18 protein-coding genes and 6 tRNA genes are annotated in these 17,339 nt (G+C 47.7%); 11 read left to right on the top strand and 13 right to left on the bottom strand.

Annotated features, from left to right (window positions below; translation table 11 throughout):
* Nucleotides 1-119: 119 nt before the first annotated feature.
* Nucleotides 120-851 carry an ankyrin repeat domain-containing protein gene (locus tag ACO6UY_RS16535; protein ID WP_422490672.1) on the top strand — a complete coding sequence of 244 codons (732 nt, stop codon included), beginning with the start codon at nt 120-122 and terminating at the stop codon, nt 849-851.
* 15 nt (nt 852-866) lie between these two features.
* Here ACO6UY_RS16535 and ACO6UY_RS16530 read toward each other — a convergent pair whose 3' ends face one another.
* Together ACO6UY_RS16530 and ACO6UY_RS16525 are read right to left on the bottom strand one after the other, a co-directional pair.
* Nucleotides 867-1,772 (bottom strand): sulfurtransferase, encoded by a 906-nt coding sequence (locus tag ACO6UY_RS16530; protein WP_422461366.1) that lies wholly within the window; start codon nt 1,770-1,772, stop codon nt 867-869.
* Nucleotides 1,765-2,211 carry a TVP38/TMEM64 family protein gene (locus ACO6UY_RS16525; protein ID WP_422490670.1) on the bottom strand — a complete coding sequence of 149 codons (447 nt, stop codon included), beginning with the start codon at nt 2,209-2,211 and terminating at the stop codon, nt 1,765-1,767. The genes ACO6UY_RS16530 and ACO6UY_RS16525 overlap by 8 nt, the downstream gene beginning before the upstream one ends.
* A 372-nt stretch (nt 2,212-2,583) precedes the next feature.
* Here ACO6UY_RS16525 and ACO6UY_RS16520 point away from each other — a divergent pair, with 372 nt between their 5' ends.
* Nucleotides 2,584-4,101: a hypothetical protein gene (locus ACO6UY_RS16520; RefSeq protein WP_422450128.1), complete on the top strand. Its 1,518-nt coding sequence runs from the start codon at nt 2,584-2,586 to the stop codon at nt 4,099-4,101.
* 43 nt (nt 4,102-4,144) lie between these two features.
* Here ACO6UY_RS16520 and ACO6UY_RS16515 read toward each other — a convergent pair whose 3' ends face one another.
* Nucleotides 4,145-4,693: a carboxymuconolactone decarboxylase family protein gene (locus ACO6UY_RS16515; protein ID WP_422450129.1), complete on the bottom strand. Its 549-nt coding sequence runs from the start codon at nt 4,691-4,693 to the stop codon at nt 4,145-4,147.
* A gap of 178 nt (nt 4,694-4,871) precedes the next feature.
* Here ACO6UY_RS16515 and grxD point away from each other — a divergent pair, with 178 nt between their 5' ends.
* A complete protein-coding gene (gene grxD, locus ACO6UY_RS16510) occupies nt 4,872-5,207 on the top strand; it encodes a Grx4 family monothiol glutaredoxin (RefSeq protein ID WP_209275513.1) in 336 nt (111 codons plus the stop codon).
* Nucleotides 5,208-5,480: 273 nt separating this feature from the next.
* Here the strand turns inward: grxD and ACO6UY_RS16505 are convergent, their stop codons facing one another.
* The gene (locus tag ACO6UY_RS16505) at nt 5,481-6,173 is read right to left on the bottom strand and encodes a hypothetical protein (protein WP_422490668.1); all 693 of its coding nucleotides are present in this window, start codon (nt 6,171-6,173) and stop codon (nt 5,481-5,483) included.
* Between the two features lie 462 nt (nt 6,174-6,635).
* Between ACO6UY_RS16505 and ACO6UY_RS16500 the strand changes: the two genes are divergently transcribed.
* From ACO6UY_RS16500 to ACO6UY_RS16470, 7 genes are all read left to right on the top strand, one after another.
* Nucleotides 6,636-7,238 (top strand): peroxiredoxin, encoded by a 603-nt coding sequence (locus ACO6UY_RS16500; RefSeq protein WP_101746706.1) that lies wholly within the window; start codon nt 6,636-6,638, stop codon nt 7,236-7,238.
* 126 nt (nt 7,239-7,364) lie between these two features.
* A tRNA-Asn gene (locus tag ACO6UY_RS16495) sits at nt 7,365-7,440 on the top strand.
* Between the two features lie 37 nt (nt 7,441-7,477).
* Nucleotides 7,478-7,553, top strand: a tRNA-Lys gene (locus ACO6UY_RS16490).
* A 117-nt stretch (nt 7,554-7,670) separates the two neighbouring features.
* Nucleotides 7,671-7,746, top strand: a tRNA-Lys gene (locus ACO6UY_RS16485).
* A gap of 72 nt (nt 7,747-7,818) precedes the next feature.
* Nucleotides 7,819-7,894: transfer RNA gene (locus ACO6UY_RS16480), tRNA-Asn, on the top strand.
* A gap of 37 nt (nt 7,895-7,931) precedes the next feature.
* Nucleotides 7,932-8,007 (top strand) — tRNA-Lys (locus ACO6UY_RS16475).
* A 72-nt stretch (nt 8,008-8,079) separates the two neighbouring features.
* Nucleotides 8,080-8,155 (top strand) — tRNA-Asn (locus ACO6UY_RS16470).
* A 249-nt stretch (nt 8,156-8,404) separates the two neighbouring features.
* Here the strand turns inward: ACO6UY_RS16470 and ACO6UY_RS16465 are convergent.
* The 9 genes from ACO6UY_RS16465 to ACO6UY_RS16425 form a co-directional block, all read right to left on the bottom strand.
* On the bottom strand, nt 8,405-9,415 hold the full coding sequence (locus ACO6UY_RS16465; RefSeq protein ID WP_422490666.1) for an ABC transporter ATP-binding protein: 1,011 nt from the start codon (nt 9,413-9,415) through the stop codon (nt 8,405-8,407).
* Nucleotides 9,412-10,446, bottom strand: a complete 1,035-nt coding sequence (locus ACO6UY_RS16460) for an ABC transporter ATP-binding protein (protein ID WP_422462415.1) — start codon at nt 10,444-10,446, stop codon at nt 9,412-9,414. Before ACO6UY_RS16460 ends, ACO6UY_RS16465 begins: the two co-directional genes overlap by 4 nt.
* A 2-nt stretch (nt 10,447-10,448) precedes the next feature.
* Nucleotides 10,449-11,378, bottom strand: coding sequence for an ABC transporter permease subunit (locus tag ACO6UY_RS16455; RefSeq protein ID WP_422490664.1), 930 nt, complete (start codon nt 11,376-11,378; stop codon nt 10,449-10,451).
* Nucleotides 11,375-12,301 (bottom strand): oligopeptide ABC transporter permease OppB, encoded by a 927-nt coding sequence (gene oppB, locus ACO6UY_RS16450; RefSeq protein ID WP_422462411.1) that lies wholly within the window; start codon nt 12,299-12,301, stop codon nt 11,375-11,377. The genes ACO6UY_RS16455 and oppB overlap by 4 nt, the downstream gene beginning before the upstream one ends.
* Before the next feature lie 116 nt (nt 12,302-12,417).
* Nucleotides 12,418-14,028, bottom strand: a complete 1,611-nt coding sequence (locus ACO6UY_RS16445) for a peptide ABC transporter substrate-binding protein (RefSeq protein WP_422490662.1) — start codon at nt 14,026-14,028, stop codon at nt 12,418-12,420.
* A 197-nt stretch (nt 14,029-14,225) separates the two neighbouring features.
* Complete coding sequence (locus ACO6UY_RS16440) at nt 14,226-14,705, bottom strand: hypothetical protein (protein ID WP_422490661.1); 480 nt, start codon at nt 14,703-14,705, stop codon at nt 14,226-14,228.
* Complete coding sequence (pspB, locus tag ACO6UY_RS16435) at nt 14,702-14,938, bottom strand: envelope stress response membrane protein PspB (protein ID WP_101746715.1); 237 nt, start codon at nt 14,936-14,938, stop codon at nt 14,702-14,704. Before pspB ends, ACO6UY_RS16440 begins: the two co-directional genes overlap by 4 nt.
* Before the next feature lie 53 nt (nt 14,939-14,991).
* Nucleotides 14,992-15,669: a PspA/IM30 family protein gene (locus ACO6UY_RS16430; RefSeq protein ID WP_422466131.1), complete on the bottom strand. Its 678-nt coding sequence runs from the start codon at nt 15,667-15,669 to the stop codon at nt 14,992-14,994.
* Nucleotides 15,666-16,004 (bottom strand): hypothetical protein, encoded by a 339-nt coding sequence (locus ACO6UY_RS16425; protein ID WP_422466133.1) that lies wholly within the window; start codon nt 16,002-16,004, stop codon nt 15,666-15,668. Before ACO6UY_RS16425 ends, ACO6UY_RS16430 begins: the two co-directional genes overlap by 4 nt.
* Nucleotides 16,005-16,248: 244 nt before the next feature.
* On the opposite strand from ACO6UY_RS16425, the gene pspF reads away from it, so the two are divergent.
* Nucleotides 16,249-17,334, top strand: a complete 1,086-nt coding sequence (gene pspF / locus ACO6UY_RS16420; RefSeq protein ID WP_422490659.1) for a phage shock protein operon transcriptional activator — start codon at nt 16,249-16,251, stop codon at nt 17,332-17,334.
* Nucleotides 17,335-17,339 lie beyond the last annotated feature (5 nt).

The following is a 17,339-nucleotide window of genomic DNA, read 5'->3' as shown; positions in this document are numbered from 1 at the left end:
ATAAATTGAATATAAGAAATTTCTGCCCAAAGGAACAAGTTTAATTAGCGTTAAATAATAGTACTTTAGTACGCCTGAAGCTTTCGCCCTGAGGTTCCGGTCAATCAGCCTTTCACGAGGTGGTTAAAGAGGGGCAAAAAGACAAAATCCAGGCCATGATAACCCGGCGTGCCGATGTGAATGCCCGTGACTACCGGGGATGGACGCCCCTGCACTGTGCAGTCTACAGCCGCCATCCGCAAGACGCCATTGAGGTACTGGTTGGTTCTGACGTCAATGGCAGAAACAACGAGGGACAAACACCTCTGCATCTTGCGGCTAAATCAGGTAAGTCAGACGTTATTGTTCAACTGATTGACCGTGGTGCTTCTGTCAATGCTACCACCGACAGAAGGGTCGATGTTACAAGGTGGACGGAGGTTGAGGGTTATCAGTCAGCCATGGCAGCACTGGCATTGGAGCGTTTCAAACAGGAGTTTTGCCTGAGAGGCTTGCTATTAAATGGCCAACCGGTCATACCGGATGCGATGGTTAAGATAGATAACATCGGCATGATGACCCCCCTCCATTATGCAGCCCAGGGAGGTCATGTAAAAGCAGTTCAGCACCTGCTTGTCAGAGGAGCTTCCATCAACGAAAGAGCCCAGAACGGAATGACACCACTGAAACTTGCAGAATCTGAGCTGATGAAAGCTAAAAAGATAAAAGTGTTAGGCCTCACCTCATTCCTTGTGAGGCAGCAGGGATCAGGCTTGACCGTCGCAGAAGCAAAAGTTAAATCCTACTCAGACATCATCAGCCTTCTGAAGGCTCAGTCATCACTAACCTCCGTACCTTCGGTACCTATCTGAGGACCTTCAATGTTGTCATTCAATCGGGGTGTAGGATAACGCAGCCCAATGGTAAAATGAGGGCGTATAATTTTTGACGTTGGTGTAGCCAGCCGCCTTCAGCACCATCACCATGTGTGCGGACCGGATACCGGCAGTACAGTAGACGACAATCGGGCTATTTTTTTGAATATCCTTATCCGATAACATTCGGCTAATGTCGTCAAATGACTTCAAGGTGCCATTGGCCGTGAACATCTGCTGAAATGGTAAGCTCACGGCCCCGGGAAGATGCCCTTTGCGCTGTTCACCCAAGTCCATTTTGCCGTGGAACTCTTCCGGTGATCGCGAGTCGATCACGCGAAACTGTGAGTAGTCCCGGTAAAGGGCTTTGGTATGAATGGTGGCTGAAGAATCCCGTTGGGTTATCGTGTAATCACTTTTGGTATTGAAGAAGGTTGGGATGATGGTGGTTTTCAGCCCTTTTTCTTTCCAGTGAGAGTACCCGCCATTAAGAATGCGGACATTCTTTAACCCTGCCACGTGCAAACTCCAGGCAATTCGGCCATCTTCACCCCACCCCCGTTGAGCATCGGCATAAACGACAATATTGTCTGTTGGGCTCAGGCCCAGCTTCTGTATCTGGTATTCCAGCTCCTTATTGTCAAGAACTGTTGCCCAGTTCTCGCTACCGGCCGCCCCATTCATATCAGAAAGTGATTGCCACTGAACTGAGCGGGCTCCCGGGATATGTCCCTTGAGATACTCAGAGTATGCCCGGGCATCGATCAGCAGGTAATGGTCGGGATTGCTGGCAACCGTTTCTGCACTGATAAAATAATCCTCTGGTACTGCACAGGCGAATCTGAAGGGCAGAATCAGTAACAGGAAGAAGAAAATACATCTTTTGAGGTATTGGGATAATACTGGTTTCTTATTCATTGCCAACAGGCCTCGATTCACGGAAATAGACAGACTTCAGGAAAAAGTCATCGACCTGATCAAGGGCAAAGTGACTGGTCAGCCTGGCCACTCCCTCCCGGCCAAACCAGCGGGAGATAAAGAAACAGAGTGTAACCGCGACCATGGCGCTGCTCCAGGATAGCAGTGCCCCCTGCCACCAGCCAAAAATGGCGGCGTTGGCAAAGGTAAGAATAAAAGCAGGCAGCGGCGCTGCTACTGCCTGGATCACCATCAGCAGTCCTGACACCAGAGGGGCCCACAGTCCGAAACTGAGAATGTAGGTGCGTACCTTGTCGATATCCAGCGATGAAAGAATCCGGATCATCTCAAATAGCCACTCACGGGCTGGCGGGGTAGCCAGAATAGCGGCAGTTATCAGCAGAACGATCAGTGGTTTGGTAATAGATTGAATAGTCATTAATCGGTTGTAAACGCAGTTCTTTAAGGAACCCTTCCATGCCTGGTTGAAGTTTCCCAACTGCCAAAAGATGTGAACGTTGAAATTGGGTCGTTGGCCACTGTGAAATCAGCAGCTGTGGTTTTTTTACCGTTTGAAGATAAACTATTCGGTTTTTATATTTAAACTCCGACGTTTACTTCAAACATTGATTCCAAGGAGTTAATCGGTCCTCAAAGCGCGAGGGAGGGTACTCGTGCATGAGCCCTGTGTCAAACCGGGGCCGTTCGAGAGATCGGCGGTGAACTTTATTCTTCAGCGGTTGTCAGAATGCCGGTCATATTCAGGATTTTGCCCAACTTTCACTCGTTCTGTGAAGATAAGAGGAAAGGTATGTCAAACCCATCTTCGCAACCGGCAATCTCTGGTGCAGTGCACTCTGGCTGGAATTTCCCTCCCCCTGATGATCAGTCGGCAAGTTCCGCCGCCACCCACTTGCCGGATACCCATAAAGCTACGGCGTTTTGTCGGCGAAATACGACGTTGGCTTCTCATGAAGAGCAGCACCTGAAGATTCATGGCTATTCCACCGAGGAAATCGCCAGGTCGGAAAAAGCCCTGGTCCAGCGCAATATCACCCCAAGCAACAGTGAGATCATTGGTCATCTTCAGTCAGACAACGGTGATACACTGGGCACCATTAAACAGTGTATTGAAAACGGGTTGAGTTCAACAGCAGGGGTTCAGGGCAAACTGCGATTGTTGATCGAACTGCAAAGCTACACCAAATCATGTGTAAAAACCGCCGCTGAGAATCTCAATCGTCAATACTCTTCCTTCTGGCCAGATCGCCAGAGCATCGTAACTATGGTCAATAAATGGCCCAGCACATTGCAACGACAGGGCGCTGTTATTTGCAAAAGCTGGCCAGAGCTGCTTGTTGACAATGCTGTACAAGTGGATTTCAGCTCCAGCATAAGTATCTGTTCCAATGAACTTAACTTTCAGTTAGCGCCACTGGATTGCCTGTCATTTTTACGACTTGTCAAGGATATCTGGTTTGATGCCCTGAGTTGTGGAAATATCTGTGCCATCGACAGAGTCAGTCACCTGCTGGTTACGTTTGCCTGGGAAATGTCTTCCAATCTCTATTATTTGCGCGGTAGCTCTCCCACGCACGACCGTCACGAGCGATTTGAGCAAGTGGTTCAGCAAATGCTGCAACAAGGTATTCACTGCATTGATGATATTGACGCGTTTGCATTTATGCTGGTAACCAAGCCCCACATCTGGCGCAATCATCAAAGTGATGTTCTGCAACTGATGATCTGCAGGGCGTTCAAAGGCCGGGACCAGCAACTGTCTCCACTCTGTGCCCAGTGGCGGGAGGATGCAAAGAGCCACGAACAAATCGCTAAAACAGTAGAAACAGAGATCATCCCTGACACAGCTTCCGCCATGCATTACCTTAACGACATACACGGTTATCTGATGCAATACAGGGACAGGCACCCTAACTGCAGCGACAGCAGCCAAATACATAACGCGAAATACTTTGATCCTGTCACCCTGCAATTAATGTCACCAATCCTTGCCCCTGACCTGACAACCACACCCGCTCTTGAGGTGACAGGTGCGACTCTATCGGCCTATTTCAATTTCTGCCTGGACCATCAGGCGTCGTCATCAAATAAAACATTTGAGGACTTCCTGACGAACAAAGTCGTACCGGATATCAGCGAGCCGGGATATTTTGGACTTCTGGAAAGCACTGACAACGCCGAAAGCATGGCATCGAGACCAGGCACCAGCGCAGAGTTGAGTACCATCCGTAGTCACGGTGAAATGCCCAAACGCAGAAAGAAGTTGGCCAAATCACCCGTGGTGCCAAGAAGCCTCACCAGGGATTGATGATCCTGTCGGGTTTATTGGTGCCAGCACTTGCAGGAAATGTTTATTTCTTCGGAATTTTGCAGAAACCTTCTGCTGGCACATCCAGGGCGGCGTTGAATTTGCTGGACATGTTCTGAAAAGCGATCAGGCCAGTCAGTTCAATAACAGCGTCATTATTGAAATGCTCTTTTAGCTGCTTCATCAGTTCAGGGGTTACCTGTTGGTCGCTATAGGTAATCGCTTCGGTATATTCCAGGGCAATACGCTCCTGAGCATTGAAAAGATCAGAGTCTTGCCAGTTATCCAATGCTTCTACTTTATCCATGCTGCCTGCACGTTTTGCCAGGGTCATGGCATTGATGTCAACACAGAAGGAGCACCAGTTAACCTGGGATACTCTGACGGTAACCAGCGAGCGCAGCTCCGGCGACAGGGGTGACTTTTTTCGATCCAGCACGCCGTAGAGCGTGGCTACAGCGGCAAATAACCGGGGAACTCTTGCCCATAACAAGCCCGGCTTAAGGACTTTTCCATAGCGACGCTTCTGGCTCCAGAAAAAAGGCATTAGCCACCAGGGATAAGAGCGAAGGGGTTTATCCGGTACATACATGGCTGATTCCTAACTTGCAGTTCCATAGTAGGTCAGCCGATGGTGGCAGGAAAGTTGGATGTCTACAATCCTGTTGTTGGTTTTTTCTATTCGACTATATGTAATAACATATGGTGACAGTCAGGTATTTTCTTTAAAATATCCTGCTTTATGATTCCAATGAAGAAGAGGTCGTCTCATGGACGTAATGGAGCAAATAAAAGAACAGGTTGAATCCCATACTATTCTGCTGTACATGAAGGGCTCTCCCAAGTTGCCCCAGTGTGGTTTCTCTGCCAAGGCGGTTCAGGCGTTGATGGCCTGTGGCGAACAGTTCGCTTTTGTGGATGTTCTGGCTAACCCGGAGATTCGTGCCAATCTTCCCAAATATGCTAACTGGCCGACCTTCCCACAACTGTGGATTAAGGGTGAGCTGATTGGTGGCAGTGACATTATTATTGATATGTTTAACAGCGGTGAACTGCAGCAGTTGATTGCTGAAGCGGCTGGTTCTGCTGAAGGTGCAGAAGACTGATTTTGCAATCGTTTTCATCCTTCCCTTCCGGTGTGATAAAACCGGAAGGTTATCTTTCTCCTAGGAGGCTGACCGAGAATAGCGCCCGTAGCGAGGATGGCAGAAAATTGAGGATAAAAAGTCGGAAATTTTTAGTGAATAGTGGTTCTATTTGCTAAAAATTTCCGACTTTTTAGACCAATTTGCTGCTACCGCAGTAGGGCAGTCTATTCTCGGTCAGCCTCCTAGTACCTGACTCATTGAGTCCCTGTCAGTATCTCCTTTCTGCTGTAATTACTCCAAAGGCTCCTTTCCCGGGGCAAAGTCATAAGGTAAGGAGTGAAAACCAAATAAGTCTGACTGTTCAGCCATCAGAGTATCCTGAGGCTCTAGCCAGTTTATGGCAGCATTTACCGGAGGTGCTGAATTGCACAGCTTTTTGGGCGAAGGCTCAGTATTGGTATTGCCCGGGCTGAACATTGTTGCATCTGTTGTTACAAAGGCTATGGGTAAAGTTGCTGCGGATATTACCTGCTGCCCTGAAGTGCCGGGATAAGAGTGGAGCCTTACCGGTTTTGGAGGGCCATTTTTTTTCTTGTACGATAGCTTTGTTTTGGCTTTTAACATGGCCCTTTCATTAAAATGTTCAGGTTTGTGCCCGGGGCGTTGATGTTTATCGATATTAGTGTGATCTGGGATTGATATGCCAGCAAATGCTTCCAGTATTTCCTGATCACACTCTGAATCGCTTTCTGATTCATTTTGCGGCGTTTTTGTTGTCTGTTCAGATTTCCTGGCAAGGGGAGAAAATGCAGAGTCTTCTCCAAACAGGACGTAGTTTGATGGCGGATGTGGGGTAACCTTCAGCCCTCCGCTGGTATGTCCGATATCTGGTTTTCTTGTGGGATTTGGTTTTTTGACATCATTATCGGGTGCTTCATTCCAGAAAAGCAGCGTCTTTCCAGTAGGAACGCCAGTATTTTGCATAAACACACGCCAGTAAAGTCATTTCTACACATACTTTGATGTTTTAATTCCCAATTAGTTCATTTTTTTTGTGCGAAAAAAAAAAAAGCTTTCTGAACCCTGTCTTCATTCAGGATTTGCTACCGCAATAAACTCTGCTTTGTGGGGGGAGGAAAAGAGTGGATTCCGGCTGGGCCAGTCTTTAGAAAGGCGGCACGTCAACAGGCTCCGGGTTGTATTTTTCTTCTTGCTCCTTTATCTGTATGTGGCTTGTGATAAAAAAAGTAGTCATTTGTTTCTACTGCGGTAGGCGAAAACCGTGGTCATGTGTATCATTGTATGCGCAGTTTTTGTGATGCGTGATTCAATGTGAGATGACATATTACTTGGACTCTCGTATTAATACGCACAACTTTGTAAATGATAGCTTTTTATATGACAGCTTTTTAAATGACAGTTTCATAAAGCGTAGGAGAAATATTTATGGGCGTTTTAGTAGGCAAAAAGGCTCCTGACTTCACAGTCCCTGCTGTACTGGGTGACGGCTCTATTGTTGATGCTTTTACCCTGTCCGAAGCCATTCGTGGCAAGTACGGTCTGCTGTTTTTCTACCCTCTGGACTTCACTTTCGTATGCCCTTCTGAGCTGATTGCCCTGGATCACCGTATGAGTGCTTTCCAGGAGCGAGGTGTTGAAGTGATCGGCGTTTCTATTGACTCTCACTTTACGCACAATGCGTGGCGTAATACGCCTGTGGACCAGGGTGGTATCGGTCAGGTGAAATATACTCTGGCTGCTGATATGACACACGACATCTGTAAGTCTTATGACGTTGAATCAGAAGGTGGTGTGGCATTCCGTGGTGCTTTCCTGATCGACAAGGAAGGTCTGGTTCGCTCCCAGATCGTCAATGACCTGCCGCTGGGCCGTAATATGGATGAACTGATTCGTCTGGTTGATGCCTTGCAGTTCCACGAACAGCACGGTGAAGTTTGCCCGGCTGGCTGGAACAAGGGCGACAAGGGCATGACAGCCTCTCCAGACGGTGTGGCCCAATACCTGTCCGAGAGTGCAGATGGTCTCTAGGTTGATAAATGCCATATATACAGCCTTTTTAAAAAGTTTTTTGCAGTGGAATACTTGACTCACGGCAAAATAACCTTATCATTCGCTGCCGTTGGTTGGTGACGAGATGTCGCTGCCAGGCATAGTTCCCTGATAGCTCAGTTGGTAGAGCAAATGACTGTTAATCATTGGGTCGCTGGTTCGAGTCCAGCTCGGGGAGCCACTTATTCTTTATGTTAGTCTGTGGCTGGCATAAGAGCGGGTCGTTAGCTCAGTCGGTAGAGCAGTTGGCTTTTAACCAATTGGTCGTAGGTTCGAATCCTACACGACCCACCATTTTATTTTATGCTGAAGCATAAACCGCCCTGTAAATCGGCGGTTTTTTTATCCTGATCAATAAGGGTCAGAGATAGTCTAAGCATTGCGTTCTTTAAAAGATTCTTTGTTAAGAATGGGTCGTTAGCTCAGTCGGTAGAGCAGTTGGCTTTTAACCAATTGGTCGTAGGTTCGAATCCTACACGACCCACCATACAGCATTGAGATTTGTAAAAAGTCCCTTGTTGAAGAAACTGTTGTCAGTACAGTAAAACTGTCGATTAGTTCCCTGATAGCTCAGTTGGTAGAGCAAATGACTGTTAATCATTGGGTCGCTGGTTCGAGTCCAGCTCGGGGAGCCACTTATTCTATCTGTCAGCCTGTGGCTGATGTAAGAATGGGTCGTTAGCTCAGTCGGTAGAGCAGTTGGCTTTTAACCAATTGGTCGTAGGTTCGAATCCTACACGACCCACCATGCAGCATTGAGATTCGTAAAAAGTCTCTTGTTGAAGAAACTGTTGTCAGTACAGTAAAACTGTCGATTAGTTCCCTGATAGCTCAGTTGGTAGAGCAAATGACTGTTAATCATTGGGTCGCTGGTTCGAGTCCAGCTCGGGGAGCCACTTTTCTTAACTATGAAGTGCTATTGTTGGTGTTTTCAAATCCTGCCGTCTTTTCTTGAGACAGTTCCCAGTTTGTTTTCAAGCCCCTTCCCCCTCTGATTGTTCCCCCATAGACATGGTATTAATTCTCCGGGGTTAGCCGCCATCGGGAACTTCAAGGCAGGCATAGAGCAGGCCATACTTTATTAGGCGGCTTTTCGGTTTTAATCAGCAGCACTGAAGAGCGGAGTAAATCACCCCGCATATTGGTCAACCGTCGATTATATCAGTTTTATAACAGGCAACCTGGTGATGCTGATTCAATCCGGACGTGGAGCAATCAACAAGGTCTGGTTTTTTCTGTGAGCACTGTTCGTCCGCATAGAGGCAGCGAGTCCTGAAGACACAGCCTGATGGTGGATCAATCGGTGAAGGTAAATCGCCTTTCAATACTACCCGCTTCTTTCTCACTGCAGGGTCCGGAGCCGGAACTGCGGAAATCAAAGCCTGTGTATAAGGATGTTTTGGCGAGTTATAGAGATCATCTTTATCGGCAATCTCCATAATATTACCCAAATACAAAACCATTACCCGATGACTGATGTGACGGACAATGGAAAGATCATGACTGATAAACAGCAGTGACAGACCAAACTTCTGTTGCAACTCTCCCAGCAGATTAATGATCTGCGCCTGAATAGAGACATCCAGTGCGGACACAGGTTCATCACAGACGATCACCCTGGGTTGAAGAATCATTGCCCGGGCAATACCGATTCGCTGACACTGTCCACCTGAGAACTCATGGGGGTAACGGTTGATCATGTGTGGCAACAGGCCAACAATATTCATCATCTCACGAACACGGTCCCTGACCGCCTCACCAGCAAGCTCTGGATGATGGGTGATCAGTGGTTCAGCAATAATCTCGCCGATGGTCATGCGCGGATCAAGGCTGGCCAGCGGATCCTGAAAAATGATCTGCATCTGTTTGCGCAAAGGGCGCATCTCTTTTACGGAATGCCCGGTGATGCTCTGCCCCATCCAGACAACCTGTCCATCAGTATTGTGAAGTAATTGCAGAACTGCTCTACCGAGCGTGGATTTCCCGCAGCCAGACTCACCAACGACAGAAAGGGTTTCACCTTCATGAAGTTGGAAACTGACACCATCGACGGCTTTCAAAGTCTTTTTTTTCGTGAAGAATGTGCCTGTATCGACGGGGAAGTGCACCTTAAGGTTTTCTACTGTAAGGATTGGCGCTTGCTCAGTAACCGTCATAAAACACCTTCCACGACATTAACAGGATTATTTTTAACAGGGTTGCTGGTGTGAAAAGCTGAACTCAGTTGATGACAAGAGGCCGTTCGACCAGCATCAAACTCAGTGGTTTGAGGGCGCTCCTGTTGACAGAGATTGGTCGCATATTGGCATCGGGGCTGAAATGCACAACCTTGTGGCAATGCTTGAAGGTTGGGAGGCTGTCCGGGAATTGCGTAGAGGTCTTCATTATGATCACCATCAATTCTCGGCATGGATTGCAAAAGACCCCGGGTGTATGGGTGTTTTGCATCACTGAAGAGTGCTTGTACGGATCCGGTTTCAACCACACGACCACCATACATCACCATCACATGATCGCACATACTGGCAATGACACCCAGGTCATGGGTAATCATCACAATGGACATACCCAGTTTGTCTTTCAGGTCATGGAGCAGGTCCAGAATCTGAGCCTGAATGGTAACATCGAGCGCAGTGGTTGGCTCATCAGCAATTAACAGGTCCGGCTCACAGAGCAGCGCAATAGCAATCATAACTCGCTGACGCATGCCACCAGAGAACTCATGGGGGTACATATGAACCCGCTTACGGGCCTCTGGTATGCCTACCAGTTCCAGCATTTCAATGGATCGCTCCAGGGCTTTCTTTTGGCTCATGCCCTGATGTTCAATCAGGACTTCAGTCATCTGTCGTGAGACTTTCAGATAGGGGTTCAGGGATGTCATTGGGTCCTGAAAAATCATGGACAGAGAAACGCCACGCACCTTATTCAGTTCTTTAACGGGCAGTCCAAGAATGTTCTGGCCTTTAAAGATAGCTTCACCCGTGGTTTTGCCATTCTTTGCCAGCAAACCCATCAAAGCCATAAATATCTGGGTTTTTCCGGAACCGGATTCGCCCACGACACCCAGACTTTCACCTTTCTTCAGGGTGAAACTGATTTCATTGGCGGCGGCTACTTCACCATCCGGTGTATCGAAGCGGGTATTGAGGTTTTTGACCTCAAGAATGATGCTGTTCTCGTTCATAGTTATCGATCCTTTGGGTCCAGTGCGTCGCGCAGACCATCACCAATGAAGTTGAAACAGAAAAGTGTGATGGCCAGGAAAGTGGCTGGGAATGCCAGCATCCAGGGCGCGGATTCCATGACTTTTGCCCCTTCGGAAATCAAAACGCCCCAGCTGGTCAAAGGCTCCTGAACCCCGAGACCCAGGAATGAGAGAAAACTTTCCGTCAGAATGACCTGGGGAATTGTCAGTGTCATATAGACGATCACCGGCCCAAGAATATTGGGAATGATATGGCGGAAGATAATTTTTGTCGTTGACACGCCACTGGCATGGGCTGCTTCAACAAACTCTTTCTTTTTAACCGCCAGGGTCTGACCTCGCACAATACGGGCCATGGTAAGCCATTCAACAGCACCTAATGCGACAAAGATCAGATAAATGTTGCGACCAAAGATCACCATCAGAATAATCACAAAGAACATGAAAGGCAGGGAGTAAAGAATATCCACACAACGCATCATGATGTTATCGATACGCCCACCCATATAGCCAGCTACAGCACCATAAACGACACCGATGACCAGTGAGACGGCTGTGGCTACCAGACCAACCATGAGCGAAACTCTTGCTCCATAGAGCGTGCGGACAAACAGATCTCGACCATTCTCATCGGTACCAAACCAGAAGCCTTCAGCAGCGTTGGGAGGCACTTGAATAAAGTCCCAATAGACCTCATCAAAAGGGTGAGATGACAGCCAGGGAGCAAAAATAGCCATCAATGTAATGATGGATAGAATGATCATTGAAACCACGGCCGCCTTGTTTCGCATCAGGCGAATACGGGCATCCTGCCAGAGAGAGCGGCCAGCAACTTCAGTTAAATCGGCTGAATCTGAAAAGTTGTCGTTAAACGTGGCCAGTTTATCGTTCACATTCATGATGTTGCTCATCCGCTAACCCTCAGTTTTGGATCCAGAAAGCTGTACACCACATCCACGATCAGGTTCATAATGAGAATCAGGGTTGCGTAGAAAATCACCACACCCATTACCAATGGATAGTCACGGTTCAGTGCGGCATTGACAAAGTAACGGCCAACGCCGGGAATATCATAAATAGACTCAATCACTACCGAGCCGGTAGTCACAGCGGCAACCGCTGGCCCCAAATAGGAAACCACAGGCAACAAAGCACCTTTGATGGCATGGCGAATGACCACCAGGCGTTCACGAATTCCTTTAGCTCTTGCCGTTCTGATGTAGTTAGAGTGCAGAACCTCAATCATTGAACCCCGGGTCAGTCGGGCAATATAAGCGATCTGGGGCAGGGCCAGAGAGATTACGGGTAAAACCAGGTTTCTGGCAGCGCCATCGCCCCAGCCTGCAACCGGTAACCAGGCCAGGTAGACACCAAATACCAGGGAAAGAATTGGGGCCGCAACAAAGTTAGGAACCGCTATACCGGTCATCGCAACGCCCATAATGGCGTAATCGGTTTTCTGGTTCTGATAAAGTGCTGCAAGTGTTCCTAAACCAATGCCAATAAACGTCGCCAGCAATATAGCAAGTCCGCCAATCTGGAAGCTGGCTGGTAAGCCGGACAAAATCAGCTCAGTAACGGAAAAGTCTCTGAATTTATAAGAAGGGCCAAAATCAAACTGAAGCAGCTTACCAAGGTAAATGAAATACTGTTCATAGACTGGTTTGTCCAGATCGTAGGCTTTGAGAATGTTGGCTTCAATTTCCGGGGGTAACTGTCGTTCTTGATCGAACGGCCCACCGGGGGCAATACGCATCATAAAAAATGCGATGGTAATGATGATGAGCAGCGTCGGAATCGCCGTCAGCAACCGCTTGAGAATATAGGAGAACATGGAACAATTCGCTCTTTCCTCTGGAGTTCCCTCTTCGTTTTGTTATTCATGGCCATCCGTGGCGCACGACAACTTTTGAGCGCACTCCTGCTGTACAACAGCAGGAGGCTGTCCAGTTACTTAATAGAAAGGTATCGGGCCCGATGGATATCGGAGGCGTTATCAATCCAGCCATCAACCTTCGGACTTACCAGGTTTTTGGATACATAGTGGTAAATAGGTATATTTGGCAGTTCGTTCAGCGCAATAACTTCAGCCTGTCGCATATATTCATTACGCTTGACAGGGTCAGCTTCCAGCTCCGCTTTTCTCATCAGATCGTTGTAGGTGCCGTCATTAAAGTTAGCGTAGTTCTGAGAAGTGTTACGGCTTTCCATCAGATTCAGGAAGTTCTGCGGATCGTTATAGTCAGCGATCCAGCCAGCGCGGGCAGCCTGAAAATCCCGGGTTTTCAGGTTGTCGTAGTGAACCTTGACTTCAGTGTTGAACAGTTCAGTTTTCACACCCAGTGCTTTTTTCCACATGGCAGCAACAGCGATCGCAACCTTCTTATGGTTCTCTGACGTGTTGTAACTCAGCCGGATGGTAGGTGCATTAGATTTATCATAACCCGCTTGTTTCATCAGTTTTTGCGCTTCGGCGACACGCTCGGCCTGATTCATTCCTTTCCAGCTGACTTCAGGAGATGAGCCGTAGTCGCCAGTACCGGGTGGTACAAAGCTGTATGCCGCTACTTCACCCGTTCTCAACACTTTTTCAGTGAGAATTTTGCGATCAATGGTCATCGCCAGTGCCCTCCGGACACGCAGGTCTTTCAGCACATCATCATCAAGGTTAAGAGGGTAGTAATAAACGCCGAGATACGGTGCGATGCGCACGTAGTCCGGCATGTTTTTCTCCAGCCATTTCAGGTCTGAAGAAGCAAAGTCTGTTTGAATGTCGACCTCGCCAGCCCGAACTCGCTTCAGTACAGCTGAACGGTCTTCCTGTGGGTAGTAAACCAGTTCATCCAGCGATACATTCGCAGCGTCGTAAAACTGCGGGTTTTTTTCCAGGCGAATCTGAGCGTTAGGTGTCCACTCACTCAGAGTGAACGCGCCATTGCTGACCATGTTGCTATCTTTTGCCCAGTTTTTACCCAGCTCTTCGATTTTGTGACTCGGAACAGGGTAGGCGGTGTAATGGGCCAGCTGTGCAATAAAGTAAGGGGCCGGGCCGGAAAGTGTAATTTCGAGAGTACTATCATCAATGGCTTTTACTGCAAGCGCTTCAGGACCTGCCTTGCCGGTGTTGTAATCTTCAGCACCTTTGATGGTATAAAGAAGGGAGGCATAACCAGCAGCAGTTTCAGGCTTCAGGATACGTTCCAGTGCCATTTTGAAATCCTGTGCGGTCACTGGCTTGCCATCAGACCAGGTGTGGTCTCTGAGTGTGAACGTATATACAAGACCATCGTCTGACACTGTCCAGCTTTTGGCAGCTCCGGGAATGATGGTGCCATCGGCTGCTTCTGTGGTCAGGCCAAGAAACATATTGCCAACAATGCCGCTTTCCCAGGTGCCTGAAATGAAGTGTGGATCAAGAGAGGCGGGCTCCCCCATATTGCCGATACGGAGTGTGCCGGCAGCAAGGGCCTCGTTGTTCGCAGTGGTTAGCAATGTGCCGGAAAGCGCAATAGAAACAGCCAGCAAGCCAGCTTTAAGTTGCTTGAATTGTTTGATTTTCACGGGTGCTACTTCCTCTTTTCATGGTCTTCTTATGTAGTAAGTATCGACAGTCTACTTAAGCCCGGAGGGTATCCATGCTCAACAACGTAGCGATATATAGAAGTACGAAGTCGTTTTTATTGTGTTAGCAAACAACTTGCCAATAAGAACAGATATGAATATGTATTGCAATCTGTCTTGATCAGCAGGGGGGGAGGTTATGATTCTTGCCTGGCAGGTTTTTCTGAAGATTGCAGATCTCGAAACTCACGAGCGAATTTCAAATGATTTGACGTTACGCTGTCCTCGACTCGGGACAGACGACTTTCCAGTCTTGTTACTTTACGGGCCAGTTGACTGACAGAGTTTTTAGACAGTCCAGGCGCTGCTTCTTTATCATTAATAAGGACATCGTCGTTTTGTTCTGCCGACTCAGAGTTTACATCTACTTCTATTTTCTTGATCCGACGCCCTCGATAAGTGTCTTTTCCTGAGCTAATGCTGAGGACAACACCAATGGCAATATAGGCAAGGATGGCGCGAGAGGTTGACGTGAAATAAGCAATACCTGCTGCACTCAGGCGAACGGCAAGAACATCCAGATGAAATCGGTTGGCAATATAGCTGCACACGCCCATGATAGCGGGAGAGGCTTCACCTTCCTTTTGCTGAGTGAAAATTTTTCTGATCACTCTCATTGACGAGTCCTCCAGCCCGGAACTTCATTGTCCAGAATACGCTCCAGAACATGAACTCGTTCTTCCATGACTTCTACCCGGTGTACAGTGGCTTCAAAAAGCTCCTGAGAATCTTCATCCAACTGTCTGGCCTGACGCAATTGTGTCAGGTAGTGGAAGACCAGCCAGGGCAGGAACAGGAATAAAATCAGAATGGCACTGATAGGGACAATGCCGTCGATGACATATTCCATAGGTATTGTGACTCCCTTTTTGGATCAATTCAGTATTGTTGTTTTAACCATTATCAAACGGCTTTTTCAGGATTTTCTGTGGACAGAGATGCTTTTAGAGAGGCAAGTTCTTGTTCCACTGCACTGTTCATTTCCAGATTCTGGAATTCCTGCTCAAGTTCTGAAGTACCAAGACCTTCAGCTTCTAACTGGCTATCCAATGCATCCAGATCCCTTTCCATCTCTTCGAACCTGGCTTCCTGACGCAACCGGGCCTTTTCCCGGGTGCTCTCCCGCATTTTCAGACGATTCTGGCTCACCTGCCTTCTGAGGCGCAGAGACTCAAGACGTTTGCGAGCTACCTTCATGGCATTTTGAAGACGCTGTATGTCTTCATCATGGCGGCCAAGCTGCTGTTCCATTTCTGCCAGATACTGTTCTTTTTCCCGGGATTCTGACAGCAATCTTTGCTTTTCTGCCAGAGCATGGCGGGCAAGGTCTTCACGGCTATGCTCAAGTGCCAGTCTGGCTTTGGCGGTCCACTCTTCAATATTGCTCAATCTGTTCGCCAGCTGTCGTTCGATATCTTTTTTATCGGCGATCAGACCTGCGGCATCGGAGCGCACTTCAACCAGGGTTTCTTCCATTTCCTGAAGCATCAGGCGAGCCATTTTTTCAGGATCTTCTGCCTTATCCAGCAGAGCGGTGATATTTGCATTCAGGATGTCACTGAGACGGGAAAAAATACTCATGACTGCGCTCCCTGATTCGGGTTGATTTTCAAAAAATTAATAATGAGCTTGTCGTCTTTTTTCTTGTTTAAATGGCTGTTGTTGTCATTTTGCTGAACGGTCTCATTTAATGGCTGCTGATCAAAGAGGTGCTCATTAATCAACTGGTGATGTCTGGCGAGATCTGCTGGCAGCTCTTTCATCAGTTCCTGTTCTATTTGCTCCATGGCTTCCGTTTGCAGTGCTTTCATTTCAGTGTCAGAAATCATTTCTGACCACAGTGGCAGCTCATCGGCAAGAGCAACTGTGCTAATCAAACCAAGTGAGACAATAACAGATTGAAGCAGTGCTTTCATGTTTAGAATTCCTTTCATTAAATATTTACTTGCCATTTAACAGGTCAGAAACTGTGCCAACCTGACAAGTTACAATAACCTGCTGTTTATTAAAGAGTTATTAAATTTCTGTTTAGAGCTGACAGTTTTTGACCGTGGTCTTTTTGGCCACTATGTGGTTTGATAGACCAGACAATGGTTTAAATCGCATAGCTTTCGAATAACAAAAACAATGCCCGACATCATTTCCTCCAGGAAGAAGACTTTGATCGGCTCATCGCCTGCATTTCTTGAGATGCTTGAGTCAATTTCCCGCTATGCTCGCCATGAGCGTCCGGTATTAGTGATGGGAGAGCGGGGAACGGGTAAGGAAGAGGTCGCAAGTCGTTTGCATTATCTGTCACCACGATGGCAACAGAATCTTGTTAAGCTTAACTGCGCCGCATTCAATGATGAACTACTGGATTCAGAACTGTTTGGCCACGTGGCCGGTTCATTCACCGGTGCACGACAGGCGAGAACGGGTCTTTTTCAAGCGGCTGATGGAGGAACTCTTTTTCTCGATGAGTTGGCGACCATGGGGCCAAGGCTGCAGGAAAAATTGCTAAGGGTTGTGGAATATGGCGAGTTATACCGGGTTGGCAGCTCCAGGCCTGTGCAGGTTGATGTGAGGGTGGTAGCCGCAAGCAATGAAAACTTACCTGAGCTTGCAAGAGAAGGACGCTTCAGGGAAGACCTTCTGGATCGACTGGCGTTTGATGTGGTGGCTATCCCTCCTCTGCGAGCCAGACAGGAAGATGTCCTGTTACTTGCCAATCATTTTGCAGTGCGAATTTCTCACGAGTTGGGAGAGATAGAGGACGACATAGGCTTTGCAGGCTTTTCAGGCTCAGCGATTGAAACGCTGGATAACTATCAGTGGCCTGGCAATGTCCGGGAACTTAAGAATGTTGTTGAACGCAGTGTATGTCATGGCATCCCGGGTGAACCCATTGAGGACATTGTGCTTGACCCATTCAGTTCCCCATGGCTTTCCGGATTAAAATCATCGAACGAGCCAGACGTAAAGACATCCAAAGAAGAATATCGAAGTTCTTCTTCTGATATTGATGTAACCAATAAAACTGGACAGCTGGAATTATGGCTTGAGCAGATGAGAGATGGGCAGGTCGTAGAATTGAAGGGTGTCCTGGCAGAGACAGAGCGCTCGTTTGTCCATCATGCCATGGAAAACTGCCGGCATAATCAAAAAGCGGCAGCAGAAATGTTGGGTTTAAGTTATGACCAGTTCAGGTCATTAATAAAAAAATACGGGAAGGAGCAGGTAAGAAAGCAAGAAATAATTGTCTGAGGTGT

The sequence above is a fragment of the Endozoicomonas sp. ALE010 genome (assembly GCF_049310165.1).
In the GTDB taxonomy this organism is placed as follows: domain Bacteria; phylum Pseudomonadota; class Gammaproteobacteria; order Pseudomonadales; family Endozoicomonadaceae; genus Endozoicomonas.
The sequence above is the reverse complement of the archived record's forward strand: the minus strand, read 5'-3'. Positions and strand labels throughout refer to the sequence as shown.